Annotated in this window: 21 protein-coding genes; 9 read left to right on the forward strand and 12 right to left on the reverse strand. The window is 64.2% G+C overall.

What is annotated here, in order from left to right; translation table 11 throughout:
* Positions 1–44 precede the first annotated feature (44 nt).
* Positions 45–1148 (forward strand): O-antigen ligase, encoded by a 1104-nt coding sequence (locus NLM15_RS32070; RefSeq protein WP_254121762.1) that lies wholly within the window; start codon positions 45–47, stop codon positions 1146–1148.
* Between the two features lie 147 nt (positions 1149–1295).
* On the opposite strand, the gene gspM is transcribed toward NLM15_RS32070, so the two are convergent.
* From gspM to NLM15_RS32115, 9 genes are read right to left on the reverse strand one after another with little or no spacing between them, the layout of a single operon-like run.
* Positions 1296–1760 (reverse strand): type II secretion system protein GspM, encoded by a 465-nt coding sequence (gene gspM / locus NLM15_RS32075; protein WP_254121763.1) that lies wholly within the window; start codon positions 1758–1760, stop codon positions 1296–1298.
* Complete coding sequence (locus NLM15_RS32080) at positions 1757–2830, reverse strand: PilN domain-containing protein (RefSeq protein ID WP_254121764.1); 1074 nt, start codon at positions 2828–2830, stop codon at positions 1757–1759. The genes gspM and NLM15_RS32080 overlap by 4 nt, the downstream gene beginning before the upstream one ends.
* The gene (locus NLM15_RS32085) at positions 2827–3774 is read right to left on the reverse strand and encodes a general secretion pathway protein GspK (RefSeq protein WP_254121765.1); all 948 of its coding nucleotides are present in this window, start codon (positions 3772–3774) and stop codon (positions 2827–2829) included. Before NLM15_RS32085 ends, NLM15_RS32080 begins: the two co-directional genes overlap by 4 nt.
* A complete protein-coding gene (locus NLM15_RS32090; protein WP_254121766.1) occupies positions 3771–4463 on the reverse strand; it encodes a type II secretion system protein J in 693 nt (230 codons plus the stop codon). Before NLM15_RS32090 ends, NLM15_RS32085 begins: the two co-directional genes overlap by 4 nt.
* Entirely contained in the window at positions 4463–4867 is a 405-nt protein-coding gene (locus NLM15_RS32095) for a prepilin-type N-terminal cleavage/methylation domain-containing protein (RefSeq protein ID WP_256565521.1), read from the reverse strand. Before NLM15_RS32095 ends, NLM15_RS32090 begins: the two co-directional genes overlap by 1 nt.
* Entirely contained in the window at positions 4845–5372 is a 528-nt protein-coding gene (locus NLM15_RS32100; protein WP_375166891.1) for a Tfp pilus assembly protein FimT/FimU, read from the reverse strand. The genes NLM15_RS32095 and NLM15_RS32100 overlap by 23 nt, the downstream gene beginning before the upstream one ends.
* Positions 5293–5760 (reverse strand): type II secretion system major pseudopilin GspG, encoded by a 468-nt coding sequence (gene gspG, locus NLM15_RS32105; protein ID WP_254121769.1) that lies wholly within the window; start codon positions 5758–5760, stop codon positions 5293–5295. Before gspG ends, NLM15_RS32100 begins: the two co-directional genes overlap by 80 nt.
* A gap of 17 nt (positions 5761–5777) precedes the next feature.
* On the reverse strand, positions 5778–7001 hold the full coding sequence (locus NLM15_RS32110) for a type II secretion system F family protein (RefSeq protein ID WP_254121770.1): 1224 nt from the start codon (positions 6999–7001) through the stop codon (positions 5778–5780).
* A gap of 4 nt (positions 7002–7005) precedes the next feature.
* Positions 7006–8679, reverse strand: a complete 1674-nt coding sequence (locus tag NLM15_RS32115) for a GspE/PulE family protein (RefSeq protein WP_254121771.1) — start codon at positions 8677–8679, stop codon at positions 7006–7008.
* Between the two features lie 408 nt (positions 8680–9087).
* On the opposite strand from NLM15_RS32115, the gene gspD reads away from it, so the two are divergent.
* Complete coding sequence (gene gspD / locus NLM15_RS32120) at positions 9088–11367, forward strand: type II secretion system secretin GspD (protein WP_309144949.1); 2280 nt, start codon at positions 9088–9090, stop codon at positions 11365–11367.
* A gap of 37 nt (positions 11368–11404) precedes the next feature.
* Positions 11405–11902 carry a tetratricopeptide repeat protein gene (locus NLM15_RS32125; RefSeq protein ID WP_254121773.1) on the forward strand — a complete coding sequence of 166 codons (498 nt, stop codon included), beginning with the start codon at positions 11405–11407 and terminating at the stop codon, positions 11900–11902.
* A 22-nt stretch (positions 11903–11924) separates the two neighbouring features.
* Here NLM15_RS32125 and NLM15_RS32130 read toward each other — a convergent pair whose 3' ends face one another.
* Positions 11925–12542: an A24 family peptidase gene (locus NLM15_RS32130; RefSeq protein WP_254124530.1), complete on the reverse strand. Its 618-nt coding sequence runs from the start codon at positions 12540–12542 to the stop codon at positions 11925–11927.
* A 311-nt stretch (positions 12543–12853) separates the two neighbouring features.
* Here NLM15_RS32130 and NLM15_RS32135 point away from each other — a divergent pair, with 311 nt between their 5' ends.
* From NLM15_RS32135 to NLM15_RS32155, 5 genes are all read left to right on the forward strand, one after another.
* Positions 12854–13501, forward strand: a complete 648-nt coding sequence (locus NLM15_RS32135; protein WP_254121774.1) for a transglutaminase-like cysteine peptidase — start codon at positions 12854–12856, stop codon at positions 13499–13501.
* A 254-nt stretch (positions 13502–13755) separates the two neighbouring features.
* A complete protein-coding gene (locus NLM15_RS32140) occupies positions 13756–15129 on the forward strand; it encodes a hypothetical protein (RefSeq protein ID WP_254121775.1) in 1374 nt (457 codons plus the stop codon).
* A 438-nt stretch (positions 15130–15567) separates the two neighbouring features.
* On the forward strand, positions 15568–18729 hold the full coding sequence (locus NLM15_RS32145) for an AIDA repeat-containing protein (RefSeq protein ID WP_254121776.1): 3162 nt from the start codon (positions 15568–15570) through the stop codon (positions 18727–18729).
* A 236-nt stretch (positions 18730–18965) separates the two neighbouring features.
* Positions 18966–21152, forward strand: a complete 2187-nt coding sequence (locus NLM15_RS32150; protein WP_375166892.1) for a type I secretion system permease/ATPase — start codon at positions 18966–18968, stop codon at positions 21150–21152.
* Entirely contained in the window at positions 21139–22560 is a 1422-nt protein-coding gene (locus NLM15_RS32155) for an HlyD family type I secretion periplasmic adaptor subunit (protein WP_254121778.1), read from the forward strand. The genes NLM15_RS32150 and NLM15_RS32155 overlap by 14 nt, the downstream gene beginning before the upstream one ends.
* Positions 22561–22631: 71 nt before the next feature.
* Here the strand turns inward: NLM15_RS32155 and NLM15_RS32160 are convergent, their stop codons facing one another.
* Positions 22632–23009 (reverse strand): hypothetical protein, encoded by a 378-nt coding sequence (locus NLM15_RS32160; protein WP_254121779.1) that lies wholly within the window; start codon positions 23007–23009, stop codon positions 22632–22634.
* Between the two features lie 184 nt (positions 23010–23193).
* On the opposite strand from NLM15_RS32160, the gene NLM15_RS32165 reads away from it, so the two are divergent.
* Positions 23194–24003, forward strand: coding sequence for a 4'-phosphopantetheinyl transferase superfamily protein (locus tag NLM15_RS32165; protein ID WP_254121780.1), 810 nt, complete (start codon positions 23194–23196; stop codon positions 24001–24003).
* Here NLM15_RS32165 and NLM15_RS32170 read toward each other — a convergent pair.
* On the reverse strand, positions 24000–25298 hold the full coding sequence (locus NLM15_RS32170) for a lysine N(6)-hydroxylase/L-ornithine N(5)-oxygenase family protein (protein WP_254121781.1): 1299 nt from the start codon (positions 25296–25298) through the stop codon (positions 24000–24002). The genes NLM15_RS32165 and NLM15_RS32170 overlap by 4 nt on opposite strands.
* Positions 25299–25306 lie beyond the last annotated feature (8 nt).

Consider the following 25306-nt stretch of genomic DNA (forward strand, 5'->3'; position numbering starts at 1 on the left):
TACTCGTTGCCTTCTGGGCGTGGTGCGGCCTTCTCAGCTTCCCCATGATCGACCTGAACGCGGACTTCGCGGACGCTCCGACGTCGTTTGCCCTGGGCGGCTTGGTACTGATCGGTCAGATTGCCGGAATCGGGCTGTTCATGACGACGGTGTCCTTGACGCACACGTCCCGGGCGCTCTCCAGCCTGGGTCGACTGAGCCTCGCCCAAGTGGCGATCATTGGCATCATCTATCTGTCTGTTGCCCTGCAATTGCACGATGACGAAGCGGCGACATTTGTTGGGATTTTTTACACCTTCCTGCTGATGCTGGCGGCTTTGTCGCTGTCGGTCCTGTGGACGGTGCCGCCGGACGACATCGAAACCTGCATGAACGTGGCATCCATCATATTTTGTCTGTTCGGCATCTCCGCGCTGGCCGTCCTGGGTTTGCCGGAAGGCCGCAACGTCGGGGGAATTCAGCCAAATCTTTTTGCCGCGCCGTTGCTCGCAGGCTTCATCCTGTCGCAGTTTCACGCGGGGAAAATCGGCATCTTCGTCAGGATCATGTGCTTCTCTATGGCCGCTCTGGTCAGTTCGCGCTACGCCCTGATCGGCTGCATTTCCGCGTTTGTCGTGCACGACTTGACCTTCAACTCCCTGCGCCCGTGGAAGGTGGCGGCGGCGATCGTCGGGCTGCTCTCGTGCGTATTTCTTTGGCCGCAGATCACCAGCATTCTCGCGCTCGACGATCCCAGTCGGGATCTGTCTTCAGGATTCACGGGAAGGGACGAATACTGGTCGGCCGCCCTGGCGACGATCACGGAACATCCGTTCGGCATCGGGTTCAAGCGCGCGACAGCCTTCGAATCCGGCCACAATGGCTATCTGAAGACCCTGGTGGAATTCGGAATCGTCGGGGGCGGATTGATCATCCTCTTCGTCGGTTGCGTCATTGCCGCTGCGGGCGCGGCGGCGGCAGGATCAACTGGGAACGACCGGCAGCAGCGCCGGTTTGCCAGTGCACGCTTGGGCGGATTGGTTGCCCTGGCTTTCGGGGCCTTCTTCCAACCGCAATTGTTCAGCCTCGGCGACGCATTCGGCGTCTCGTTCCTGTTGCTGCTGTTCAAACCCGAAACGAAGCCGGCATCCGGTCGCGCAGCCGCTTGAGTGCGCCCCGCGCGACGATCGCGAGCCGATTGCGCCGCCGCTCAAGCTCGCTTCGTTCACTTCGCATTCTGTCGCTGCGCCGAGATGCCGAGGACGAGGCGCAACTTGCTGTTGTCGGCGCTGCCCGAGACCGTCTGGACGACCAGATCATCGATGAACAAAGGGCATGCCAGCCTCCAGGTCATAGAGCAGCGGCTGAAGGGATGCGGCAGCGATTTCAATACTGAAAGTTGCCGAGACAAAGCCGGACTTGGCGAGCGGTCCCTGCAACTCAACCTGCGACGACAGCGTGTTTCCATTCACGCGCTTGGTCGCCGCGAGCACACGCTGCAGCAGCATCGCGCTCGCGACCGAGACGGTCGGACCTTCGAGGAACGGCGACCCCACGGGGGCGCTGACGTCCGCACGGGTGGCGGAGGGCGGCGTGAGACGGCGAGCCTCCAGCGTTTGCAGGATCTCGGCCGCCGATACTGCCGCGTCGCGGCTGCTCAGCACCTCGAACACGGTCTGGACCGTCATGAATGCAAACAGCAACACCAGCCCGAGATAAATCGCCACCGCTGCGAGCGGAAGACGGGCGAGAACGGTTTCGACCTTCTGCATGATCGTCATGTGCCGGATCCGAATTGTTTCTTGATCCTAGTCTCGATGTGGAAGCGCTCCCCTGGTTCATTCGCGGCGCGCGTCGTCGGCGCGAAGAAGCCGGCGCTCGCAAAATGCGGCGACCGCTCCAAAATCTCGATCAATGACGGCGCGTCGCTGGTCAGTCCATTGATCTGCAGCTTGTCCCCCTCGATCCGCAGCTCTGTCGCATGGGTGTGGTCGGGCAATAGAGCAGCCAGCTCTTCGAGCGCAATGACGGCCGACGGCATCGTCTGTTTGCGGCGTACCAGCAATTCGAACTGAGAGCCGCCCGCTCCACCCTGACTGCCCCTCGCGATCGCACGCCGCTGTGCGATCCGTTGCTGGGCTTGCTGTGTCTGGGTGTCATAGAAGTCCGTGATCAACCCGCCGATGCCAATCGACAGCATGGCGAGCACGCCGGTCGTGGCCAATACCGCGATCAGCATCGGCCGCAGCCGACCAGAGCCTGCCTGTCCGCCCATGCGCCGGCTATAAATCGTGATCCGGTCCATCCCGGGCGCGGCGGTCGAGACTTCAACTCCGGCGGCGCCGAGATCGAGAAAAGGTTGCGCGACGGAGGTGACCGCAGCGCGTGAGGTCGCAACGACGTTCAACGCGATCTGGTCGTCGGCGATGCCGTTTGGTGTAGTCCAGTGAAACACGGCATCGGCTGCATTCCAGGGGGTCAACCGGTCGATCTGCGAGCGAATGATCCCGTCGAGGAATTCGATCGCTTTGCCCGGCAGCTCCAGCGGGCGGAAAACAAAACGCGACGGCTGAAGCGACAAGTCGATCATCGCGCCTCTTATCGCCGCCGCCCATTCCGGCGCCATCGGCCCGCCGATGCCGCCTTCCACGAGTTGGATACGACAGGAAGGCAGTTCATCATCCTTGCTCCCGGCCCTTGAGGCGAGGCTCAGCGTGAGAAGACCCTCGCCGTCTTCGACGGCAGCAATCTGCCGAGTTCCGCGCCTCCGCTCGAGGCGTGCGCCAATCGTGTGCGCGACGGCATCGATCCATAAAGAGAGTGCGGTTGCGATCTGACCAGGAATACTCATTGGCTCTCCATCGGCCTGGGCCGTCCTCCCCGGTCCGGGTCGATCTCGTCCTTCCAGGCGAGCACCCGAAATGCCTCTTTTTCGTCGGGCCCTCGGATAAGGATCACGGCCTCCGGCGTTCGTTGCCGGCCGTCGGGGAGCGTGATCCGCATGCGAACACGGTACGCCTCGCTTCCCGATATCGTCGCGCCCGGTTGCTTCCCGCCCAGGGCGCCCAGGACGAATTCCGGATTATCCGGGGGCAGCTCCTCGCGCCGGTTCAGGAAGGCATCGAGCTTGGCCGGGCTCATGCCGGGCAGCGCGGCGATGACTTCTGGCGCCGCGTCGAGCACGTTGATCTCCGCCATTCCGCTATACACGGTGACGAAAGGGGTTGCCCGCACGACCAGCGCCGGCGGCAGACCAAGCACGAGCCACAGCTCATCGACACTGTTGAAGGGTCCCCGTCGAGGCAGGTAGTCCAACCCGGCCGCGCGATAGAGCCCTTGCTCCCCGTCCTGATTATCCGACCTTGGTGCGCTGCGCCAAGCGATCACCCGATCGGTATACTGAGTGGCCGCCTCGGCTGGCACGCCGAGCGCCGTAAACAAGCCTGCGATCATGGCGCGCGGCGCCATGTTGAGATTGACCCGTGCAGCTTCCGACATGTACTCGACCCGCACAGATGAGTTCGCCAGCCTGAAGCCAAATGCACCATGTGTCGGGCGACGGACCGTGGCTGGAGCCGACAGTTGATAGGCTGTGAGCTCAACTCCCGCCGTGCTCAACATCTCCCATTGCGTAGCGGCATCCAATGCGGAGAGCGCGACGGCCGATTGCGCGATATAGAGCGAAGCGACCGAGGCAAGCGCCGCCAGCCCCACGAGCAGCCACAGCGCAGCGACCACGATGAAACCATCGTTCGAAGTATCCAGGGCCTTGGACGCGGAAGCCGGATTGCTCATTGCGTCGGTCCATTGCCGGCTTGCACACCGGCGGCCTCTGGCTGGCTCGAAGGATCGGGCCGCGGCGCGCGCATCTCGACATGGATCCTCGTCGCGCTCGATAGCACGGTTCCGCGTTCGACATCTCTGACGTCGAAGCGAACCGCTGCCGGCAATTCACCGGAGCCGCGCCATTGATTGATCCACTTGCCGTCCACATCGGCGTAGGCAAAGGCGATACGGAACGGAGCGCGCAGCAGCACGACCGGATCGACAAATCGGACGAGATCGGCGTGGGGATCGCCGTCCGGAAGCAACACGAAAGGTGCTCGGGTGCGCACCAAGACCGGACCGCGGTCGCTATTCGTCTCGGCGATCCGGACAATCTCCAGTCCCGGATTGCCGTTCGGGCCGAGCACCGAGCGTACAAAGATGATGCCCTGCTCTGTGCCTGAAAACAGCGGCACGCTGTCGCGGCCTCGCGCCACATAGTCGGCCGCCGAAAGGTCGGCCGCCAGGCGATCGAGCGCGATCGCGACTTGCTCGTTGCGCTGGGCGCGAACGATGCCGCGGTTCCAGCTGGGCAGCCATTGCGATGTGACCGAGGCAAGCGTACCCAGGATCAGTCCCATGAGCGCTACGGCGACCAAGGCTTCGAATAGTGTGAAGCCCTGCTCAGCGCGACACAGCTGGGCATATCGCCGGAACATCAGCTCCCGTCCCTGCTCTGCAAGCGTATCGTTTCGAGCGACAGAATGGCGCCGCTCGGCGATTGCACCCGCAGTTCGACACGTTGCGGAATAAAGCGTGACTCCGGAACCACCGGGACGTCGCCAAGGAACTGAGACACCCGCATCTGCCAGCGGTGGCCGGCGACTCGCCCGCGAAGATCGTCCGGCATCGGCGCACCGGCGCGCGGCAGCGTTGACGCGACCAGCCGCGCGGCGTCGACCAATGCGGCATGCTGTTCGAGTTTCAAGGCGCCGCGCGAATTGCTGGCGACCAGCGTTCCGATCGCAGCAAGCACGATCGCCACAAGCGCGAGCGCGACGACGGCTTCGATCATGGTGAAGCCAGCTTCCCCGTGACGGCTACAGGATCTGTTGCGCGACAATCTCCACTCCTCCCGTCAACCAGTTCACGCGCACTTCCAGCGCGCTCCCGAGCCGGGTCAGGCGGATCGTGCCGCCGCATGACATCCCGCTCGCGAAGAAGCTGATGGTCGACAATGCCGGCCTGCCGTTGCAGCGCTGGGGCAGCAGTGCGTCGAACACCACATCCTGCGGAACCTGGACGATCCGGTCGCTCGATCCCGATCTGACGATGCGAGCACGCGCGTCGACCATGGCGCTGACCGCGCCGTAGCGCAAAAGCGCCGCGTTGCGATTGGCCTTGAGCAGAGCCGCGACCTCAATTGCATACGCCTCGAGCCGCGGCCGCGACGTTTCCGTCGGAAACCGGGGAAGCAGGATGGCCGCGAGCATCGCCACGATCGCGAGCACGCAGACCATTTCGAGCAGCGTGAACCCCGCTTCCGCGTCAGCTCTGCCCGGAGGAGAGATCGGCTGACGTCCCGGTTCCGCCTTCCTGTCCGTCCGAGCCGAGTGAACGGATTTCATAGGGCGCACGGTCTGCGGGCTGCTTGTAGACATAAGGGTTACCCCAGGGATCGTTGGGAACGGTACTGCCCTTCAGATAGGGCCCATTCCAGGACCCCGCGCCGCTCACCGGGCGCACGAGCGCGGAAAGCCCCTCCGAACTCGTCGGGAATCGGCCGGCATCCAGATAGAACAGGTCGAGCGCGCTGCTGAAACTCTGGATCTGGATCCTGGCCGCCTTCACGCGCGACTCGCTGAGATAGTTCAGCACCCGCGGACCGACGAGTGCCATGATCATGCCAATGATGGTGATGACGACCAGCATCTCCACGAGGGTGAAACCCTCCTGTCCGCAGCGCCGCCGACGCCGCCTGAGCGCAGAGCGCGGGGCTTTGCGTGAACCAAACATTCCGAAATTATCCCTTTTCATCCTACGACCTGCGTCACCGACAGCAGCGCGGTCATCACCGAAACGATCAGGCCGCCGACCACGATGCTGATGGTCACGATCGCAGCCGGACCGACGATACCGACGATGCGATCGAGCTGGCGCTGCAGCTTCTCCTCATAGAACTCCGCGATCCGGCCCGACAGCGTCGGCAGCTGACCGGTCTCCTCGCCAAGCCGCAGCATGCGCACCGCGACCGGCGGCAGAACTGCCGAAGCCGCGAGCGCGTCGGACAGCTTGCCGCCGTGACGCACGCGATCGGCCATCGCCGACCACACCGGAGCGTTGCCCGTCACGGTCATGATGTCGGTCAGAATGCGCAGCGTGGCCGTGAGAGTCACGCCGCTGCCAAGGAGGATTCCGAGATTGCGCGAGAACAGCGCTGCTCGATGAAATTCCACGATCGTGGAGATCACCGGAAGCCGGGCGAGCTGCGTCACGACGCTGGCTCGAACGGCCGGCCTCCGCCAGGCGAGCCAGCCGCCGATGACCGCTGCGGCAACGGCCGCACCGACCTCGAACCCGTGACCGCGCAACACATCGGAAAGCGTGAGGAACACCTCGATGACCGGATCCGTCTTCGCATTGAAGTCGCGCAGAACGGCGGAAAATTGCGGCAGGACGAACGACACGAAGAATATCAGCACACCGCCGGCGGCCAGAAGCACGAAGGCCGGATATTGCAGGGCGCCGGTTACCTTCCGACGCAACCCTTCGGCTCTCGCTCGTTCCGCACCAATCGTCTCCAGGATGTGGTCCAACGTCCCGGACATCTCGCCGACCCGGACCAGAGCGACGTACATGGCCGGAAACAAATCGGGCTCGCGCCCAAGCGCTTCGGCGAAGCTTTCGCCGGACAGGATCGCCGTCTTGATGGTGTGGATCACGGGGCGGAGGCGGCCGACATCCATATCGTTGGCGAGCAGCTCAAGCGCATCGTTGAGCCGGGCGCCTGCCTTCAGAAGCAAGGCGAGGTCCTTGGTGAAAATCGTGACGTCTGCCGGACCCGGCCGCGAGAGTGACAGTGACAGCGAAGCCAGCGAGAGCGACCATCCCGCGCCTTCGCTCTCGAGCGTGGTATCGATCGCGACCAAGCCGAGATATTCGATGCGCTGGGCGACCTCGGCGTCGTTCGACGCAGCGATCGACCCCGAGACGACCTCTCCCTTCTGAGTCAACGCGCGATAACGGAAGTTCGGCATGTCGTCACCGCACCGTGGTTACGCGAAGGATCTCGGCTGCCGAGGTCATGCCGGACAGGCATTTGGCCAGTCCGTCCTCGATCATGGTCGTCATCCCCTGGCGAATGGCGACCTTGTCGATCGACTCCCAATCCGACTTCTCCTCGACAAGCGCGCGAACTTCTTCGTTCATCTCGAGGACTTCGAATACGCCGATGCGGCCGCGGTAGCCGACGCCGCCGCAACGCTCGCAGCCCGCCGGCTCGAAGATGACGTTACCGACTGCGAGCCCGACTGCCGCATAACGCGGGTCGGCCTCGATGTCCGCGTGAGTCAGCGGGCGGCTTGTCTTGCAGCGGTCGCAGAGCTGACGAACCAGGCGCTGGGCAACGACGGCGCGCAAGGTCGAGCGCAGCAGGAATGCTTCGACCCCGAGATCGAGGAGGCGCGGCACCGCGGCGGCAGCCGTCTCGGTATGCAGCGTGGTCAGAACGAGATGTCCCGTCAGCGCGGCGTGCACCGCGACATGGGCCGTCTCGGAATCGCGCACTTCGCCGACCATGATCACGTCGGGATCCTGACGAACGAAGGCACGCAGCGCCGTCGCGAATGTCAAGCCGATCGATGGCTTGGCCTGGGATTGGCAAATCCCGGCGATCTCGTACTCGACCGGATCCTCGATCGTCAGGATTTTCCGGGTCGGCTGATTGAGAAGCGACAACACGGTCGCAAGTGTCGTCGTCTTGCCGCTGCCGGTCGGGCCTGTGACGATGACCATGCCGTGCGGCAGCGCCAGCATGCGGCGCAGTTTCTCTTGATCGCCGGCCAGGAAGCCGAGCTTCTCGATCGACAGCAACGCCCGGTCTCTTGGCAGCAGGCGGATGACCGCGGATTCGCCGTGCTGCGTCGGCATGATCGCGACGCGCACGTCAATTTCCGATCGCGATGCGCGCACGCGCGCCGCACCGTCCTGGGGCAGGCGGCGCTCGGCAATGTTGAGTCCGGCCAATATCTTGATGCGGGAAATGACAGCCTGTGGCGGAATGCCGCTCGGCGTCGGAACGGTACGCAGGAGGCCGTCAACGCGCATCCGCACGACCAGCATCGAGCGTCCCGGTTCAATATGGATATCACTGGCGCGCAATTCCACCGCGGTTTCGAACATGTCGTTGACGGCCCTGACGACGGGGGCACCGCTCGCAAGGTCGCGCAAATTGTCGATGTCGTCGTCCTGTACGCTGGCGTTGGCGGCGGCCTCGGCGCCGGCGCTGTCCTCGTCGTCGAGGCGCTGATCGAGTACGGTTACGATATCCTCGAATGAAGCCACCTTGATTGCAGGCGGCGCGCCCAGAACGATCGCAGCCGCCTGGATGGACGCTCGGTCGCACGGATCGGCCAGCACGAGGACCGGCCCGCTATCCGCCGGCTGACAGGGGAAAACCGCCATCTCGCGCAGGAACCGGCGTGAGAACTGCTGCGCTTTCGATTCCGCCGTCATCATTTCCTGCAACATGATGCGCGGCAGTTCGAAGAAGCGGGCAACCTCGTCGGCAAACTCGCTGGCCGACAAATCGCTCAATTCCCAAAGTTTGCGCAAGCCGCCTTCGCCGCCCGGCCCGTTCAGCTTGTCTGGCTCCGCCTTCAGGCCGACCTTCTGGCAAAAACGAGCCGCAAACTCGTGCGCGTTGGGAGGAGTCATGGACTTGTACCGGACTGACTTGATTGCCGTAGAGCAGCGAGCGCGCCGTTTACCTTACTTTTGCGATTAGAAATGTGACGTTATGATTTGCCGCAACGTTGAACGCGACAAGCAACGATATGCGCCTCGGAAACGGCGCTGATACTTCTGGATTATCAAGCCTGCGGCAAAGGCAACTTTACAGACTCAGTCAAACTCACATTCGACGCCGAATGGGATATCGAACACACAACACACGAGTGTCACATGAGATCGTTAAGCAACTGGCGTTCGGCCCGACCCGCCTTTGACGGGGTTGAGGCCGCTGGGCGGCGTGCGTGAGGACAGACAGTGGACCGAACGGCATTCGGGATCGGCTTGGTTGTCCGATGCGCAATGATCTGCGTGTTGCTCGGATCATGTAACACCGTGAGCGGCATTGCCGACGCCGACAACAAGGATCCGGACGTCTTCGAGAAGGTTCGCTCGGTCGATTTGCTGCCGCGTTATCCGAACCAGTTGCCACAACGCCAGCTCAGCACCGGACCTCGCGCCAAGACCGCAATCTACGCAGCAGATCCCGGCGACGAAGCTCCGGCGGCGAGCTCGGCGCAGCAGGCAACGGTCAGCGGCGACCGGTTCGAGCTGAATTTCGACAACTCGCCGGTGGCATCCGTCGCCAAGATCGTGCTCGGCGACATTCTCGGGGTCGGCTACGTCATCGATCCCCGCGTCCAGGGCAACATCAGCCTCTCTTCGGGACGGCCGATCCCCAAGTCGGACGTTGCCTACGCACTGGAAAATGCCCTTCGGATCGGCGGCGTCGCGATGGTGCGGGATGACACCGGGTACCGCCTGATGCCTCAGGCCGATGCGGTTGGCGCCGGCGGCGCCGACGCCTCCGATCGCATGACCCCGGGCTACGGCATCACGGTCGTCCCCCTGCAATATGTCTCGGCGCAGACGGTCCTGAAGCTGGTCGACAGCTTTGCGACCAAGCCGGGCATGTTGCGCGCGGACACCAGCCGCAATCTCATCCTGATCCAGGGTTCCGGCAGTGAGCGACGAAACGCGGTCGATCTCGTGCTCAGCTTTGACGCGGACTTCATGAAGGGACAGGCGGTCGGCGTCTTTCCGGTGCAGAACAGCAATCCCGGCCCAATCATCGCCGAGCTCGAAAAGATCGTGGACTCCGGCGAGGGCGGCATGACGCAAAACCTCATCAAGTTTCAGTCGATTGCCAGAATGAATGCGGTGCTCGCGGTGACGCGCAAGCCGGAACTCCTGCGCCGCGTCGAGACCTGGATCCACCGCCTCGACACAACCAACACCGGTCGCTCCGCTGTCCACGTCTACCGCGTCAAGTTTGGCGATGCCAAACAGATCGCGCGTGTTCTCAATGACGTCTTCGGCGGCGGTGGCGCATCAGGATCGTCGGCGTCATCCGCGCTCGACAGCTCGGCCGGGCAGATCGCACCAGGCTCGGGCCTGGCCGCGAACTCGAGCGGCGGCTCCGCGCTCAGTCGACTGTCGGCTTCGCCCACCGGCCAATCCGGAGGCTTCGGATCGAACAGCCGGGGCGCCGCCAGCGCCGCGACGGCGGACGCTTCGGCCGCCAGTCAGCCCGGCTACGGTTCGGCCTCCGGCGCGCAGGGCAGCAACAGCCTGTTCGACAATTCCGCCACCGGCCAGAACGGCGGACGGGGCACGGGCGGCCCCGGGAACGTTCTCGATGGCGTGCGTATCACGGCCGACAGCGTCAACAATACGCTTCTGATCTATGCGAGCCAGGAGCAGTACCGCATCATCGAGCAGACGATCAGAGAGGTCGACCAGCCGCAGCTTCAGGTCGCCATCGACGCCACCATCGCCGAAGTCACGCTGACCGACGATCTGCAGTACGGCGTCCAGTCCTACATCATGAGCCGCGATCTCGGTCTGAAGCCCGATACCGGATCGTTCGGCTATGCAGGCGCAAGCGCGGCGGTTGGCAATGCCGCAAACGTCGTGCTCAATCGTGCGATCCCGGGCTTCAACTTCCTGGTCGGCGCCGCATCCACCCCAAGGGCGATCCTCAACGCATTGCACTCGGTTACCGACGTGAAGGTGCTGTCGAACCCGTCCGTCGTCGTGATCGACAACCAGATCGCAACCCTGCAGGTCGGCGACGAGATCCCGATCCAGACCGGAAGTGCGACCGTGTTGACCGGCAACAACACGATCGCCAATACCACGGACTATCGCAGCACCGGCATCATCCTGCGCGTCGTTCCGCGCATCAATGCGAACGGGAATGTCCGCCTCGACGTCGAGCAGGAGATCAGCAATCCCGTCGGCACTTCGTCCACCGCATCCTCGTCCTCGACATCGACGAACTCGCTCACGCCAACGGTGTCGACCCGCAAGGTTCGTAGTTCAGTCTCTGTCGCCAGCGGGCAAACGGTGCTGCTGGCCGGCCTGATCAGCGACAGCCAGAACAAGGGCCGCTCCGCCATTCCGGGTCTCGACCAGATCCCCGGGGTCGGCGAAGTCCTGTTCGGTCAGACCGAGAAGACGATCAAGCGGACCGAGCTGATCATCTTCATCCGTCCTCAGATCATCCGGGACGGCGCCGACGCACATTTTGTTGCCGAGGAGTTGCGGACCAAGCTGCGCGGCTCGATCAACGCGACGGGGCCGAGCCAGACGACACCGGCCCAGTTGCGCTGAGGCGGGAGCAACGGAGCGGAGACGCGGAGCAGTGAACATGGTGAAGTCGGTGAGGTACTTGGTTGTCGCCGTCGTCGTTGCGGTCACCGCAACCAGCGCCGTCCGCGCGGATACTCTCGTGACCGGAAACGCAGCCTTTGTCCGCAGCGACTTTGTCAACGCTGCGCGGCTGCTCCTGCCTCTGGCGGAGCGGGGCAATGCCCGCGCCCAGGCCATGGTCGGTTTCATGTACGCAACAGGGCAAGGTCTTCCCCAGGCCTACGATGCGGCGGGATACTGGTATCGGCTATCGGCCGAACAGGGCGATCCCACGGCGCAGTATCTGCTCGGCCTTGCCTACGACAAGGGTCAGGGCGTCCCCCAGAATGAGGTCGCCGCCTATAAATGGCTCAACCTCGCCGCGGCCCACGCGCCAAAACGCTCACGCGAGAATTTCGCGCGCCTGCGCAACGCCGTGGCCTCGAAGATGAGCCGTGGCCAGCTCGCCGCCGGACAGTGGTATGCCCTGCGATGGCCAGAGGACTCTCCGTTCTGACGTCGTCCGCAAAAGCTCGCGCTCACCAGCCGCGCAGCACGGTGGTTTGCAACAGCCAGCCGATCCAGATCGCGGGTGCAAAGAACAATCCGAAGGGCAAGCGGACGTTCGGCCGCAATCTATGACCGAGCAGATAACGGCGAAGGCCGTAAATCATGAGCGCCGACAACGCGGCAATCTCGATCGCGATCGGCAGGACCGGCCAGTCGAGCCAAGCTCCGGCGACTGCGGCAAGCTTGACGTCACCGAGGCCCATGCCCTGCCGCCGACGCAGCCGGGCATAGGCCAGACGCAAGCCGAGGAACGCCGCGGCAACGAGGACCGCGCGCAGCACGGCTTCAGTCAACACGGCGAGATCGCCCTGCCCCAGCACCGCCGCGTTGGCGATGCCAAGCATCACGCCGGCAATGTTGAGAGAATCCGGAATCAGAAAAGACCTGGCGTCGATGGTGGCGATCGCCAGCATGAGGAGCGCCAGCCCGGCACCAAGCAAGCCCGCGGCGCCCGGACCAAAGGCGACACTGATCGCAACGGCAAGTATGCCGATCGCACCGGCTACAGCGTTTGGGTGAACACCACGATCGGAACGAACGTAGGCCGGCGCGTTTGCGATCCGACGAGATCCCCCTTGCTCGAACATCACATCGGCCGCCGCTGTCTACTTTCCGTCCGGATCTCGATCCATAGCCTGGCCGCGCCAGCTGGCCAACCGCCGTAACAGAGATATCAAGCGCGGTCACGTCACTGTCAGAGCCGCGGACTCAACGGACGAACCGTCATGTTATGCCGGTCCGGATCGCCTCCCCGCATACCGCCCCTGACGGAAATTAAACCATGACCGCCGCCCGCGAGGCCACCATCGGGGGAATCGATTCAATTTGAAGCAATCGCTTAGCCGGATCGCGAACTGTCTCTGCCAACCTCCCCTGCATGGGAGCGTCGGGGGACGACATGACGGGAATTCGCAACGCAAGGCGGAAACTGGAGACGCTGGTGGCAGCCGGCCTGGCTGCAGCTTGCCTGTCGATAGCCCTGCCGGCCCAGGCTTTCCTGGCCCGCCCTACCCTGTTTGCCGCGGTCGGCGCCGCGACCAAGGCACCTTCCGGCTGGCAACAGTTCTGCATTGAGAATGCCGATGAGTGTCGGCCCGGCGCCGATCAGGCCCGGGATGTCGTGCTCACGCCGGAATTGCTTCAGCAGCTCTACGAGGTCAACAAATACGTCAACGATCGCGTCACCTGGACCAGCGATGACGCGCTCTACGGCAACGCCGAACGCTGGACGCTTCCGCTCGATCGCGGCGATTGCGAGGACATCGTCCTGCTCAAGCGCAAGCTGCTCGCCAAGGCGGGCTGGCCGCAGGGTTCGCTCCTGATCACCACGGTCGAGGAGTTCGGTCCGGCCAAGGGGCGTCACGCCGTGCTAACCGTCCGCTCCGATCGCGGCGAGATGATCCTCGACAATCAGACGCCGGAAATCCTGTTCTGGTACGAGACCAAATACCGCTATCTCTCGCGGCAAAGCGCCGCTGATCCGAACGTCTGGGTGGCCTTCGGCACCGAGCAGCCCAAGCCGCCGACCCTTCTCGCGGATCGCTAATTCGTCTGTAGAACAACCTCTTAGATCAACCTCGCTCCCGCGGCGCGCGTTGTCGCGCGCCCATCGGCCATGCGTGATCGTCCGCATGATCCTGCGGGCCGTCCGGCGTTTCGTCGCGGCTTCTCGTCCTGAATAGCCTCATAGCATTAGACAAGCATTATGATACAAAATATATCATTACCGATGAAATGATTTGCATTCCGAATTGTATCACCATCGCGACCCAACCTCTTTAGCTCTCATTTGAGGCATCAATGACCACTGAAGTTGTATTTGGCGGACCGACTACGGTCTCCGCCCCCACCACCACGACCTACATCGTCGTCTCGGGCACGCTCGATGTCGCCAGCGGCGGCGTTGTGTCCGGCGCGACCGCAGTCGGCCCCGGCAGCGTCATCATGATCGAAGCCGGCGGTACCGCCAACAACTCGACCGTCACCGACGGCACGCAATACAATTACGGCACAGCCAACGGCGTCGTGATCGCCAACGGCGGCACCCAGCACGTCTATGGCGGCACCGCCAGCAACGTTGTGGTCAGCACCGGCAGCTACCAGGACGTCATGAACGCCACTGTCACCGGAACGACCCTGGCCGGCTACCAGCAGGTGCATGTCGGCGGGGTGACCTATGCAACGGTCATCGTCAACGGCGGCAACGAGTTCATCGCCGCCGGCGGCACCACCAACGGGACCATCGTCTCGTCGGGCGGCCTGCAATATGTCGGCATAGACGGCACCGCAATCGACAATGGCGGTTACCAGTTCGTGCTCGGCACCGGCAACGACAGCGTCGTCTTCGGCGGCGGCATCCAGGAAGTCGCCGGGACCACCAACAACACCACCATCAACAGCGGCGGCATTCAGCACGTCATGCTGGACGGCACCGCGATCACGACAACGGTCCAGGCCGGCGGCTTCCAGCAGGTCAACAGCGGCAGCGTGCAGGGCAGCCAGGTCAGCGGCAATCTTCAGGTCCTGGGCACCGGCACGTCGACCGACACGGTGGTTCTGGCGGGCGGCAGCGAATTTGTCGGCTCCGGCGCCTCGGCGACGGGAACGACAGTCGGCGCCGGCGGCCTGCAATATGTCGACGTCGGCGGCTCGGCAGCTTCCACGACGGTCAATGGCGGCTTCGTGTTCGTGGCCGGCTCGGCCTCGGGCGCGACCGTCAATAGCGGCGAGCTCGATGTGGCGGGCACGGCCAGCAACACGCATCTCGCCGGCGGCGTCGAGCATGTCTATGCCGGCGGCGTCCAGAACGGCGTCGATTTCGCAGGCTCGGCTTCGGCGCTCTACCTCGAGAGCGCGTCGAGCCTGACGGGCACGATCTCGAATTTCGAGGTCGGCGACCTCATCGACTTCCGCAACCTCGCGGTCACCTCCTACGACTTCGATGGCACGACGCTGACGCTGACGACCAGCAACGGCTCCCTCGCCTACCAGTTCGCAGGCGTCGAGGCCGGCACCGCGTTGAATGTGACCTCCGACGGCCATGGCGGCACCTCGGTGTCGCTGTCGCTGCTGTCGCAGTTCTCGGCGAGCCTGGCGCCGGACGCCGGCGAAGGCGCGATCACGCCGCAGGGCTCCGATCCCGAGAGCGCCTCGCTGGTTCACGCCCAGAGCTGAGCCCGCACGACATCGCCGTACCGGCGCTCGCGCTCCGGTACGGCTTCCCCCGCCGTCAGAGCCACGCTCCGGTCGGGGCCATCGGGCAGAAGCCCCGCCGCTGTTCTCCCATTGACGTGCAAACGCCGCACAACGTCCGACACGCACACCGTGAAACAGCGGCATCGCACGCGCGTGCCTGCACAAAATGCAGATCGATCGCGGGATTGCACATCATCCAGAGCACCCGCTTCGGCTGCACCAACGGAAGCACTTCATATCACTAATGTAACGTAATTCCGGACAAAATGCCGCACGATGCGCAAAAATGTATCATAAAATATCATAAATAGATCGTTTAGAGCCCGGTGCGGGCTCGGCACAGGGCAACCGCGGGCCGCGGCATCCCTGCAAAATCCGGCCCTTCAGCTCTTCTCCAGCATCACTTGAGGTTATGTTATGACCACCGTCGTAAAAATAGGTACCGAATTTCAGGTCAATAGCCAGACGGCTGGCAGCCAGTGGTATCCCTCAGTCACCGGCCTTTCCAATGGCGGCTTCGTCGTCACCTGGCAGGACGGCCTCGCCGGCTCCACCAGCGGCAGCAGCACGCTCGGCGACGCCAGCGGCTCCGCCGTCAAGGCGCAGGTCTATGCGGCCGACGGCAGCAAGCTCGGCGGCGAATTCCTGGTCAACACCCAGGTCACCGGCTCGCAGGCCGGCCCGGTCGTGACCGGCCTGTCCAACGGCGGCTTCGTCGTCTCCTGGCAGGACCAGAACTCCACCAGCGGCGATATCAAGGCGCAGATCTACGGCGCTGACGGCGCTCCGGTCGGCGGCGAGTTCCTGATCAACTCCGTCACCGCCAACAACCAGAACACCCCGGCCATCACCGGCCTGCCCAATGGCGGCTTCGTTGTCGCCTGGACCAACCAGGGCTCGTCGGCGGCTGACGTCAAGGCGCAGGTGTATGACGCGAGCGGTGCCAAGGTCGGCTCCGAATTCCTCGTCAACTCGACCAACCCGAGTTTCGACCAGGAACGCGCCTCGATCGCCACACTCAGCAACGGCGACTTCGTCGTCACCTGGAACGACTTCCGCACGGGCAATTGGGAAGTCCGCGGCCAGGTGTTCCATCCGGGTGCGACCGGCGCCAGCAAGGTCGGCTCCGAATTCACCGTCGACACCGCCTATTACAACAGCCGCATGGTTGCCGGCGTGACGGACCTTGCGGGCGGCAATTTCGTCATCAGCTTCGAAGACACCAGCGGCGAGATCCGCGCGCAGGTCTTCACCGCCGGCGGCGTCAAGGTCGGCTCAGAATTCCAGGTCAACACCCAGACCAGCGGCAACCAGGGCTTCTCCAGCATCACCGCGCTGAAGGGCGGCGGCTTCGTCGTGACCTGGTCGGACGAAGGCACCGGCGACGGCAGCGGTCCCGCCATCAAGGCGCAGGTCTATGATGCGGCCGGCACCAAGATCGGCGGCGAGTATATCGTCAACTCGCAGATCAACAGCAACCAACTGTATCCGAACGTCGCGGCGCTCGCCAACGGCGGCTTCGTGATCAGCTGGACCGACTTCAGCCAGGCCGTCGGCGACAACTCCTCATACGGCATCACCGCGCAGATCTTCAATCTGTCGAACGCCCCGACCGCGCCGACCATCGTCTCGGTCACCGACGACGTCTCGCCGAACACCGGCGTGCTCGCCAATGGTGCCAGCACCAACGACACCAATCTGACCGTCCGCATCGCCACCGGCAGCAACTTCGCCGGCGACGTCGTGCAGCTGTTCGACGGCCAGACCGCGCTCGGCACCGCCGTGACGCTGACGCTCGCTGATATCGCGCGCGGCTATATCGACCTCCAGACCGGCCAGCTCGGCAACGCGACCCACGCCATCACGGCGAAGGTCACCGACACAACCGGAGTGCAGAGCGGCGCTGCGACGGCCGTCAACGTGACCGTCGACACGGTCGCGCCCACCGTTGCCGTGACCGGCGTGGTGCTCGACAACGGCAATCTGCCGACCATGACGGTAAACGGCGTGAGCGAAGCCGGCCAGCTGGTGTCGATCTATGACGGCGCCACCCTGGTGGGCACGGCGACGGCAGGCAGCGACGGCTCCTGGAGCCTGTCGGGCGTGACACTGACGGAAGGCGCGAACAATCTGAGCGCGAAGGCGACCGATGCAGCCGGCAACAGCGGCACCTCGACCACTTTCGCGGCGCCGACCCTCGTCTCGACCGGCACCACCTCGGTCAATGCGTCGACGACCACCGCGATGGGCTACGTCGTCCACGGCGCGGGCATCCTCGATGTCGTCTCCGGCGGCAACGTCGCCGGGCGGATCACGATCGGCAACGGCGGCATCGTCGGCGTCGAGACCGGCGCCACCGCGCAGCACACGACCATCCTCGCCGGCGGCATTGAGTACACCTACGGAACGGCGAACGACACGACCGTGTTGGCTGGTGGCGCGCAGCACGTCTACTTCGGCGGCAACGCGACCGGTGCCACGGTTGCAGCCGGCGGCTATCAGGACGTGTACGCGAATTCGACCGTGAGCAACGTCAGCCTCAGCGGCAACCAGCAGGTGCTGGCGGGCGGAACGGCCATCGACACCACGGTCGAGAGCGGCGGCTACCAGTATGTCGGCAATGGCGGCACCAGCGACGGCACGTTGGTCAAGACCGGCGGCTTCCAGTACATCGATGCCGGCGGGTCGGCCAGCGACACCGTCATCGACGGTGGCTTCCAGTATGTCGACGGCTCCGCGACCGGCGGCTCGGTCGGCGGCGGCAGCTCGCAGGGCGGCGGCGTCGCGACCGGTGTGACGGTCAAGAACGGCGGCGCGCAGCACGTCTACCACGGCGGCAGTGCGACCGGCACGATCGTTGCGGCGGGCGGCTTCCAGGACGTCTACCATGCCACCGTCTCCGGCACGAACCTCAGCGGCAATCAGCAGGTGCTGGACGGCGGCGTCGCTGAGAACACCGTGATCGGGAACGGCGGCAATGCCTACATTGGCGCCGGCGGATCGGTGACGGCGACGACGGTCAACGGCGGCGGCCTGCTCTATGTCGACGCCGGCGGTTCGGCTGCATCCACGACAATCAACGGCGGTGTCGGGTTCGTGATCGGAACGGCGTCCGGCACGACGCTCAACAGCGGCGAACTCGACGTCGCGGGTACGGCCGACAACACCCACCTCGCGGGCGGGGTCGAGCACGTCTTCGCCGGAGGCGTCCAGCACGACGTCGATTTCGCCGGCTCGGCTGCAACGCTGTCGCTCGAGGCCGCCTCGGGCCTGACCGGCACGGTGTCGAACTTCGAACTCGGCGACACGATCGACCTGCTCAACACATCGGTCTCGTCGTTCACCTTCGACGGTTCGACGCTGACGCTCGCCACGAACTCGGGCACCTACGCCTATCAGTTCGCGGGCGTGCAGTCCGGCACTGAGCTCAACGTCACCGACAATGGCCACGGCGGCTCGGCGATCTCGCTATCGCTGCTGGTGCAGCAATCGGCGAGCATCGTTCCGGATGCCGGCGAGAGCAGCCTCGTGTCCCCCGACACAACGCAGCAGCAGACCATGCTGGCAAGCCACGGCTGATCCAGCCGATACGATCGGCGCACCGGGGGTCGCCCCGGTGCGCCATGCGATCGCGGCGGAAGGCAACCTGCCTCCCGCCGCCCGCCGCAGACGGCCAAATTCGATCGGTATGTGAGCGGACGGGGATAGTTATCAAACCGTAACATAGCCGCGTTAGCTATCGGCCGCGCTGCCGGCCGGCGCGATACCCGTCCGTGAGATCGTCCGGACCCGATGACCGCGGATGTTTGCTGCCGATGAGCCTGAACGAGACAATTATACGGGACCCGGCCGCCAAGGAGCCACCGGTCCAAGCCGCCCCGAAGCCGCCGGCCGACCCGGGGCTGACGGCGCTTGTCATGATGCTTCAGTTTTTGGGCGTGCCGGCCGATCCGGAGCAGCTCCGCCATCAATTCGGCGGCGTCACGATCGGCACCACCGAGATGCTGCGGTGTACCAGGCAGTTCAACATCAAGGCGCGGCTGGTCAGGACGAGTTGGGAGCGGCTGGACAAGACGCCCCTGCCCGCCATCGTCGCGCTGCGCGACGGCGGCTTCCTGATCCTGGGCAAGGCCGGCGACGGCAAGGCCATCGTGCAATACCCCGGGTCGCCGCGTCCGCAGATGCTGACCAAGGCGCAGTTCGAGGTGATGTGGGACGGCCGCATCGTGCTGATGACCAAGCGCGCGGGTCTGGCCGACCTGTCGCGACGTTTCGACATCACTTGGTTCATGGGCGCGGTCAACCGCTATCGCGGCCTGCTCGGCGAAGTGCTGCTCGCCTCGTTCTTCCTTCAAATCTTCGCACTGGTCTCGCCGCTGTTCTTCCAGGTGGTCATCGACAAGGTGCTGGTGCATCGCAGCCTCGGCACGCTCGACGTGCTGGTCGCCGGTATCATTGCCATCTCGATCTTCGAGGTCGTGCTCGGCGCGCTCCGCACCTATCTGTTCTCCCACACCACGAACCGCATTGACGTCGAGCTCGGCGCACGGCTGTTCCACCATTTGCTGGCGCTGCCGCTGTCCTACTTCCAGGCACGGCGGGTCGGCGACACCGTCGCGCGGGTGCGCGAGCTCGAGAACCTGCGCAATTTCATCACCGGCTCGGCGCTGACGCTGGTGATCGACCTGTTCTTCACCTTCGTCTTCCTCGGCCTGATGGCGTTCTACTCGCCGCTGTTGACCGCGATCGTGCTGGCCTCCTTCCCGCTCTATGTCGTGATCTCTGCCGGCGCCACGCCGCTGTTCCGCTACCGCCTCGACGAAAAATTCAAGCGCGGGGCGGAGAACCAGTCTTTCCTGGTCGAAAGCGTCACCGGCGTCGAGGCCCTGAAGGCGATGGCGGTCGAGCCGCAGATGCAGAAGCGCTGGGAAGAGCAGCTCGCAGGCTACGTCGCCTCGAGCTTCCGCGTCGTCAATCTCGGCAATGTCGCAAGCCAGGCCGTGCAGTTCGTCAGCAAGATCAACATGGCGCTGCTGCTCTACTTCGGCGCCAAGCTCGTGATCGACGGCAACCTGACGGTCGGCGAGCTCGTCGCCTTCAACATGCTGTCGGGCCGCGTCACCGCGCCGGTGCTGCGGCTTGCGCAGCTCTGGCAGGATTTTCACCAAGCTCGGCTGTCGGTCGAGCGGCTCGGCGACATCCTCAACACCATGCCGGAGCCGACCCACCGCACGGGACGGTCCGCACTGCCTGCCATTCGCGGCGACATCGCCTTCGAGCATGTCGGCTTCCGCTACCGCGTCGATGGGCCGCAGATCCTGAGCGACATCACCTTGAGGATTCCCGCCGGCCAGATCGTTGGCATCGTCGGTACCTCCGGCTCCGGCAAGAGCACGTTGGGCAAGCTGATCCAGCGGCTCTATCTGCCCGAGAGCGGCCGCGTGCTGGTCGACGGCAACGATCTTGCCGCGGTCGACCCGACCTGGCTGCGCCGGCAGGTCGGCGTGGTGCTCCAGGAGAACATGCTGTTCAATCGCTCGGTGCGCGACAATATCGCGCTGGCCGACCCTGCGCTACCGATGGAGCGGGTCGTGGCCGCGGCAAAACTTGCCGGCGCGCACGACTTCATCCTCGAGCTCCAGGACGGCTACGACACCGTCATCGGCGAGCGCGGCAGCACGCTCTCCGGCGGCCAGCGCCAACGCATCGCGATCGCGCGTGCGCTGACGACCAATCCGCGCGTCCTGATCTTCGACGAAGCCACAAGCGCACTCGACTACGAGAGCGAGCGTGTGATCCAGCAGAACATGCGGGAGATCACGGCGGGGCGCACGGTGCTGATCATCGCGCACCGCCTGTCGACCGTGCGTACTGCCGACCGCATCATCACCATCGAGCGCGGCCGCGTCGTCGAGGACGGCTCACACGACCAGTTGATCCGCAGCGGCGGCCGCTACGCCACGCTGCACCGCGTCCAGGCGGGCATCCATGAAGTCGGTTAGGGCCCTGCTGGCTTCGCTGCGCAGTCCGACGCGCACGCGCGACGAGCTGGCGTTCTTGCCCGCGGCACTCGAGATCGTGGAGACCCCGCCCTCCCCGATCGGCCGCGCGATCTCCGCGTCGATCTCGGCGGTGTTCCTGATCGCGTTGGTGTGGGCCAGCATCGGCACCGTCGACATCATCGCGATCGCAACCGGCAAGATCGTGCCCGACGGCCGCACCAAGGTGATCCAGCCGTTCGAGACTGCGGTCGTCCGCGCCATCCATGTGCAGGACGGCCAGCGCGTGAAGGCAGGCGACCTCCTGATCGAGCTCGATCCCACCATGAGCCAGGCCGAGCTCGGCCACCTCCAGAGCGATCTGCTCGCGAGCGAACTCGACATCGCGCGCCTGCACGCGGCCCTGGCCGGCGGCGATCCCGCCAGGTTCACCCCGCCCGTGCGGGCGTCCTCCGATCAGATCCGCACCGCAAAACGCTTCCTGGCGTCGCAGACCGCCGAACAGGCGGCCAAGATCACCTCGCTCGAATGGCAGGGCACGCAGAAGAAGGCGGAACGTTCGACCACCGAGGCCACGATCGGCAAGATCAGCGCCCTGATCCCGATCATGCAGCAGCGCGTCGACGTGCGAAAATATCTCGTCGACCGCGAGTTCGGTTCGAAACTGCAATATCTGACGGAAACGCAGGACCTTGTCGCGCAACAGCAGGAATTGCTGGTGCAGAAGAGTCATTTTGCCGAGGCCGACGCCGCCGTCGGAGGCATCGAGGAGACGCTGCGGCGCACCGAGGCGGAATACAATCGCGGCCTGTTCGACGAGCTCGCCAAAGCCGAGCAGAAGGCGGCGGGCCTACGCCAGGACATCGTCAAGGCCGAGCAGCGCACCAGCCTGCTCCGCCTCGCCGCGCAGGAAGACGGCATCGTCCAGCAGCTCGCGGTGCATTCGGTCGGCGGCGTCGTGACGCCGGCGCAGACGCTGATGGTGGTGGTGCCGACCTCAGGCGGTCTCGAGATCGAGGCGATGATCTCCAACCGCGACATCGGCTTCGTCACCCCCGGCGAGGAAGCCGCGATCAAGGTCGACACCTTCAGCTTCACCCGCTACGGCCTGCGCCAGGGCAAAGTGCTCAGCGTCTCCCAGGACGCCATCGTCCGCCAGAAGCCGCCGGAAAAGCCCGGCGACACGCCCGCCGGCACCGACACCGCCTCCAGTGAGCCCAAGGGCCAGGAGCTCGTCTACTCCGCCCGCGTCTCGCTCGACCGCGCCCAGATGGGCATCGACGGACGGACGGTCAACCTCACGCCCGGCATGGCGGTGACGGTAGAGATCAAGACCGGCTCCCGCCGCATCATCTCGTACGTGCTCTCACCGCTGCTCCGCTACAGCCAGGAGAGCCTGCGCGAGCGATGAGAAGGCCAACGATGTGCGAATGCCGCGTTGAGTGTGTCGATAAGCCGAGAAGTTGCGTGCTACCAACGATTTTACCGAGCTGTTTCGCGCGAGCGCTCTTGCACCGAGGCGATTGCCGATAACGAGGAGCAACGACGATTACTCTTCCGAACGGAAGAGCGTCGCAACGCAAAATGGCAGATGACGCAGTCGAGACTCTCGTTGACGTCGCGCATGCGATGCCCGTGAAAGGCCATCCAATTCTCGATCCGGCGCACGCCCGTGCGTCCCAGTCCCGGCTGCGCAAGGAGTTCCGCCCTGGTATGGAGCGACGCAATCTCGAGGAGATAGTTCATGCGCGTCAACGGCTCTCGGCCGATCAACGCCGCAAGCGGGCTGTGGACCAATATGACTGCAATCCGCTCCGGCAAATGACTGTGGCTTTGCTTGAGAGCGAAGGTTTTCGTCACGTAAGTTCCACCCGAACCTGCAACCATTCCAAAGATCGTTCTAAGAACATCTCTATCAGAGCCGTTCGACGTTGTCCCCGGTGCACACGCCCTGGTTGATCTCGATTAGACAAGTTCTAGATCGAGGCCGCTCCAAATCGAGATCGGAACGCGCCAAATTGCGTTCGGCGGACATCGCGGATGGATGGAGACGGTGCAGCTGAAGGCGGAATACGGACCATTTGCGAGTACGTCATCGACTCTGCTTGCAGGCGAGACGTTCGTCTGGTCGGTCGCCGTCAGATCCGCGGCTCCGCTCAGTCAACCGCGCCTGCGATTCCTGCCAGGTCCGTGCATTCGGGGACAAGTCGCGTTCCAGAATCCGCAGGAGATCCTCTTATGGGTCGGCGAGACGCATGGCTGGCGCGGCGCGACGCGCGACACCTACGCGGTACTCGGCGTCGACGAAGCCAAGATGCTGCTCGATACCGAAGAATCCAGGCGTCTGGCACGATTTCACGACGCGGAAGATCGACTGAGCTTTCTTGCCGCACACGCCGGCGCGCGTCTCCTGCTGGGAGCCCTGGCCGGGCAACCGGCCGACCGGGTGCGATTTGAGACATCCCCGCTGGGCAAACCCCGGCTCGTTGATGCCCCCACAGGCCTCGACTTCAGCTTAAGCCATGCCAGAGGCGCGGTCGCCGTTGCCGCGGCATACATGCCGATCGGGGTGGATATCGAGCCGATCAGACAAATATCAGATCTGGATCAGATGGTCGAAATCGCGTTGTCGCCAGAGGAACGCAGGACCCTCGCAAGAACGCCCGGCTCGCTGCGATCCCGTCTCTTTCTTCGCTACTGGACGTTGAAGGAAGCAATCCTCAAGGCCGCAGGCGTCGGTTTTGCGGTCTCACCGCACACATTGATCCTCGATGCGCGGGTCCCGCCGGCAGTGCTTGCCGTGCCGGATGCGCTTGGTCCGGCAGAGCAATGGCGGGTCACCACCGCGGGTTAAGCGATGAGCTCCCGGCGCGATATGGTCGAGAGCAGTGACTCCGCAATCTCCTGCGACCGCACGGCGAGAACCGAGAGCAGCGTGTCGCTCAAGCCGTGGGAGGACTCCGAATAGCCCTGGAGATGGATCTGCGGCCGGAACGCCGGGCCGGTGACGAGCCTGTAATTGCGATCGAGTGTCGCACCACGAATGTAGCGACGGACCGGCTCGAGAAACCCGTGCGGGGTTTCCCTGTCGTATCCCGTTGCCAGGACGACGGCGTCATAGGTCGAACGACGATTTTCGCTACGGAATTTGTCGACCAGGCCGATTTCGATACCGTCCGGTCCCACATCCACGTTCGTAATCTCGCTGCGGGGGCGCAACAGGATCGTTTCGTCGCCACCGACGCGCTGCTGATAGAGCAGCCGATAGAGCTGATCCAGCAGGTCGGAATCGACCACGGCATAGTTCGTATTCCGGAAATTGCGAACGATTGCGTCTCGCCGCTCGGCAGGCTGGGTGTAGACGAAGTCCGTATAGTCGGGGTTGAAAATCTCGTTGACGAAGGGGCTGCTGTCCGACGGCTTGAGGGCATGACCGCGAAAGATCAGATCGATGTGCGCCTGGGGGCGTCTGCTATGGAGATCGACCGTCACCTCGGTTGCGCTCTGTCCGCCCCCGACGACCGCCACGCGGACGGCCTGCCCGTGCGGGACGATCTGCTCGATCAGGTCGAGATAGCGGCTGGAATGCATCAGCCTGCGGTCGTCAGCGAGCCTGGCAAACACCTGCGGGACATACGGCTGGCCTCCCACCGCGACCACGAGGTTTCGCGCGAGCCGCACGGTCTCTCCGCCAGTGAGCGAGCGCGAATGCACCCGCAACGACGTCACCGTCTGCCCGGCCGTCACCGGCTCGACGGCGACGATGGATTCGCCGTAAGCGGCCTGCGATTTGAAATGGCCCGCCACCCACTGGAGGTAATCATTGAATTCGACACGGCTCGGATGGAACGTCCGGCAGTTGATGAACTCCAGCAAGCGTCCGCGCTTGTGCAGATAATTCACGAAGGTGAAGGGACTGGTCGGGTCGCGCAAGGAGACCAGATCCTTGAGAAACGATATCTGCATGTCGCTGCCTGGAAGCAACATGCCGCCATGCCAGGTGAAGTGCGGCTGCTTCTCCACAAACAGCGGCGCGCATTTTAGCCGCAATCGCTTCATGCATTCGTCCAACGCGATGGCGAGCGCGAGGTTGGATGGCCCGAATCCGACGCCGATGACGTCGTGCTCGATCGCAAGTTGATGAGACATGAAGCTGC

Origin of the sequence: Bradyrhizobium sp. CCGB20, from assembly GCF_024199855.1 — a bacterium.
Taxonomy (GTDB): domain Bacteria; phylum Pseudomonadota; class Alphaproteobacteria; order Rhizobiales; family Xanthobacteraceae; genus Bradyrhizobium.

Bases quoted from the DNA above. Each gene is read 5' to 3' on its own strand.
- NLM15_RS32070 (WP_254121762.1), top strand. From the start codon at position 45: ATGATCGACCTGAACGCGGACTTCGCGGACGCTCCGACGTCGTTTGCC.
- gspM (WP_254121763.1), bottom strand. From the start codon at position 1,760: ATGACGATCATGCAGAAGGTCGAAACCGTTCTCGCCCGTCTTCCGCTC.
- NLM15_RS32080 (WP_254121764.1), bottom strand. From the start codon at position 2,830: ATGAGTATTCCTGGTCAGATCGCAACCGCACTCTCTTTATGGATCGAT.
- NLM15_RS32085 (WP_254121765.1), bottom strand. From the start codon at position 3,774: ATGAGCAATCCGGCTTCCGCGTCCAAGGCCCTGGATACTTCGAACGAT.
- NLM15_RS32090 (WP_254121766.1), bottom strand. From the start codon at position 4,463: ATGTTCCGGCGATATGCCCAGCTGTGTCGCGCTGAGCAGGGCTTCACA.
- NLM15_RS32100 (WP_375166891.1), bottom strand. From the start codon at position 5,372: ATGAAATCCGTTCACTCGGCTCGGACGGACAGGAAGGCGGAACCGGGA.
- gspG (WP_254121769.1), bottom strand. From the start codon at position 5,760: ATGTTTGGTTCACGCAAAGCCCCGCGCTCTGCGCTCAGGCGGCGTCGG.
- NLM15_RS32110 (WP_254121770.1), bottom strand. From the start codon at position 7,001: ATGCCGAACTTCCGTTATCGCGCGTTGACTCAGAAGGGAGAGGTCGTC.
- NLM15_RS32115 (WP_254121771.1), bottom strand. From the start codon at position 8,679: ATGACTCCTCCCAACGCGCACGAGTTTGCGGCTCGTTTTTGCCAGAAG.
- NLM15_RS32125 (WP_254121773.1), top strand. From the start codon at position 11,405: ATGGTGAAGTCGGTGAGGTACTTGGTTGTCGCCGTCGTCGTTGCGGTC.
- NLM15_RS32130 (WP_254124530.1), bottom strand. From the start codon at position 12,542: ATGTTCGAGCAAGGGGGATCTCGTCGGATCGCAAACGCGCCGGCCTAC.
- NLM15_RS32135 (WP_254121774.1), top strand. From the start codon at position 12,854: ATGACGGGAATTCGCAACGCAAGGCGGAAACTGGAGACGCTGGTGGCA.
- NLM15_RS32140 (WP_254121775.1), top strand. From the start codon at position 13,756: ATGACCACTGAAGTTGTATTTGGCGGACCGACTACGGTCTCCGCCCCC.
- NLM15_RS32145 (WP_254121776.1), top strand. From the start codon at position 15,568: ATGACCACCGTCGTAAAAATAGGTACCGAATTTCAGGTCAATAGCCAG.
- NLM15_RS32150 (WP_375166892.1), top strand. From the start codon at position 18,966: ATGAGCCTGAACGAGACAATTATACGGGACCCGGCCGCCAAGGAGCCA.
- NLM15_RS32155 (WP_254121778.1), top strand. From the start codon at position 21,139: ATGAAGTCGGTTAGGGCCCTGCTGGCTTCGCTGCGCAGTCCGACGCGC.
- NLM15_RS32165 (WP_254121780.1), top strand. From the start codon at position 23,194: ATGGAGACGGTGCAGCTGAAGGCGGAATACGGACCATTTGCGAGTACG.
- NLM15_RS32170 (WP_254121781.1), bottom strand. From the start codon at position 25,298: ATGTCTCATCAACTTGCGATCGAGCACGACGTCATCGGCGTCGGATTC.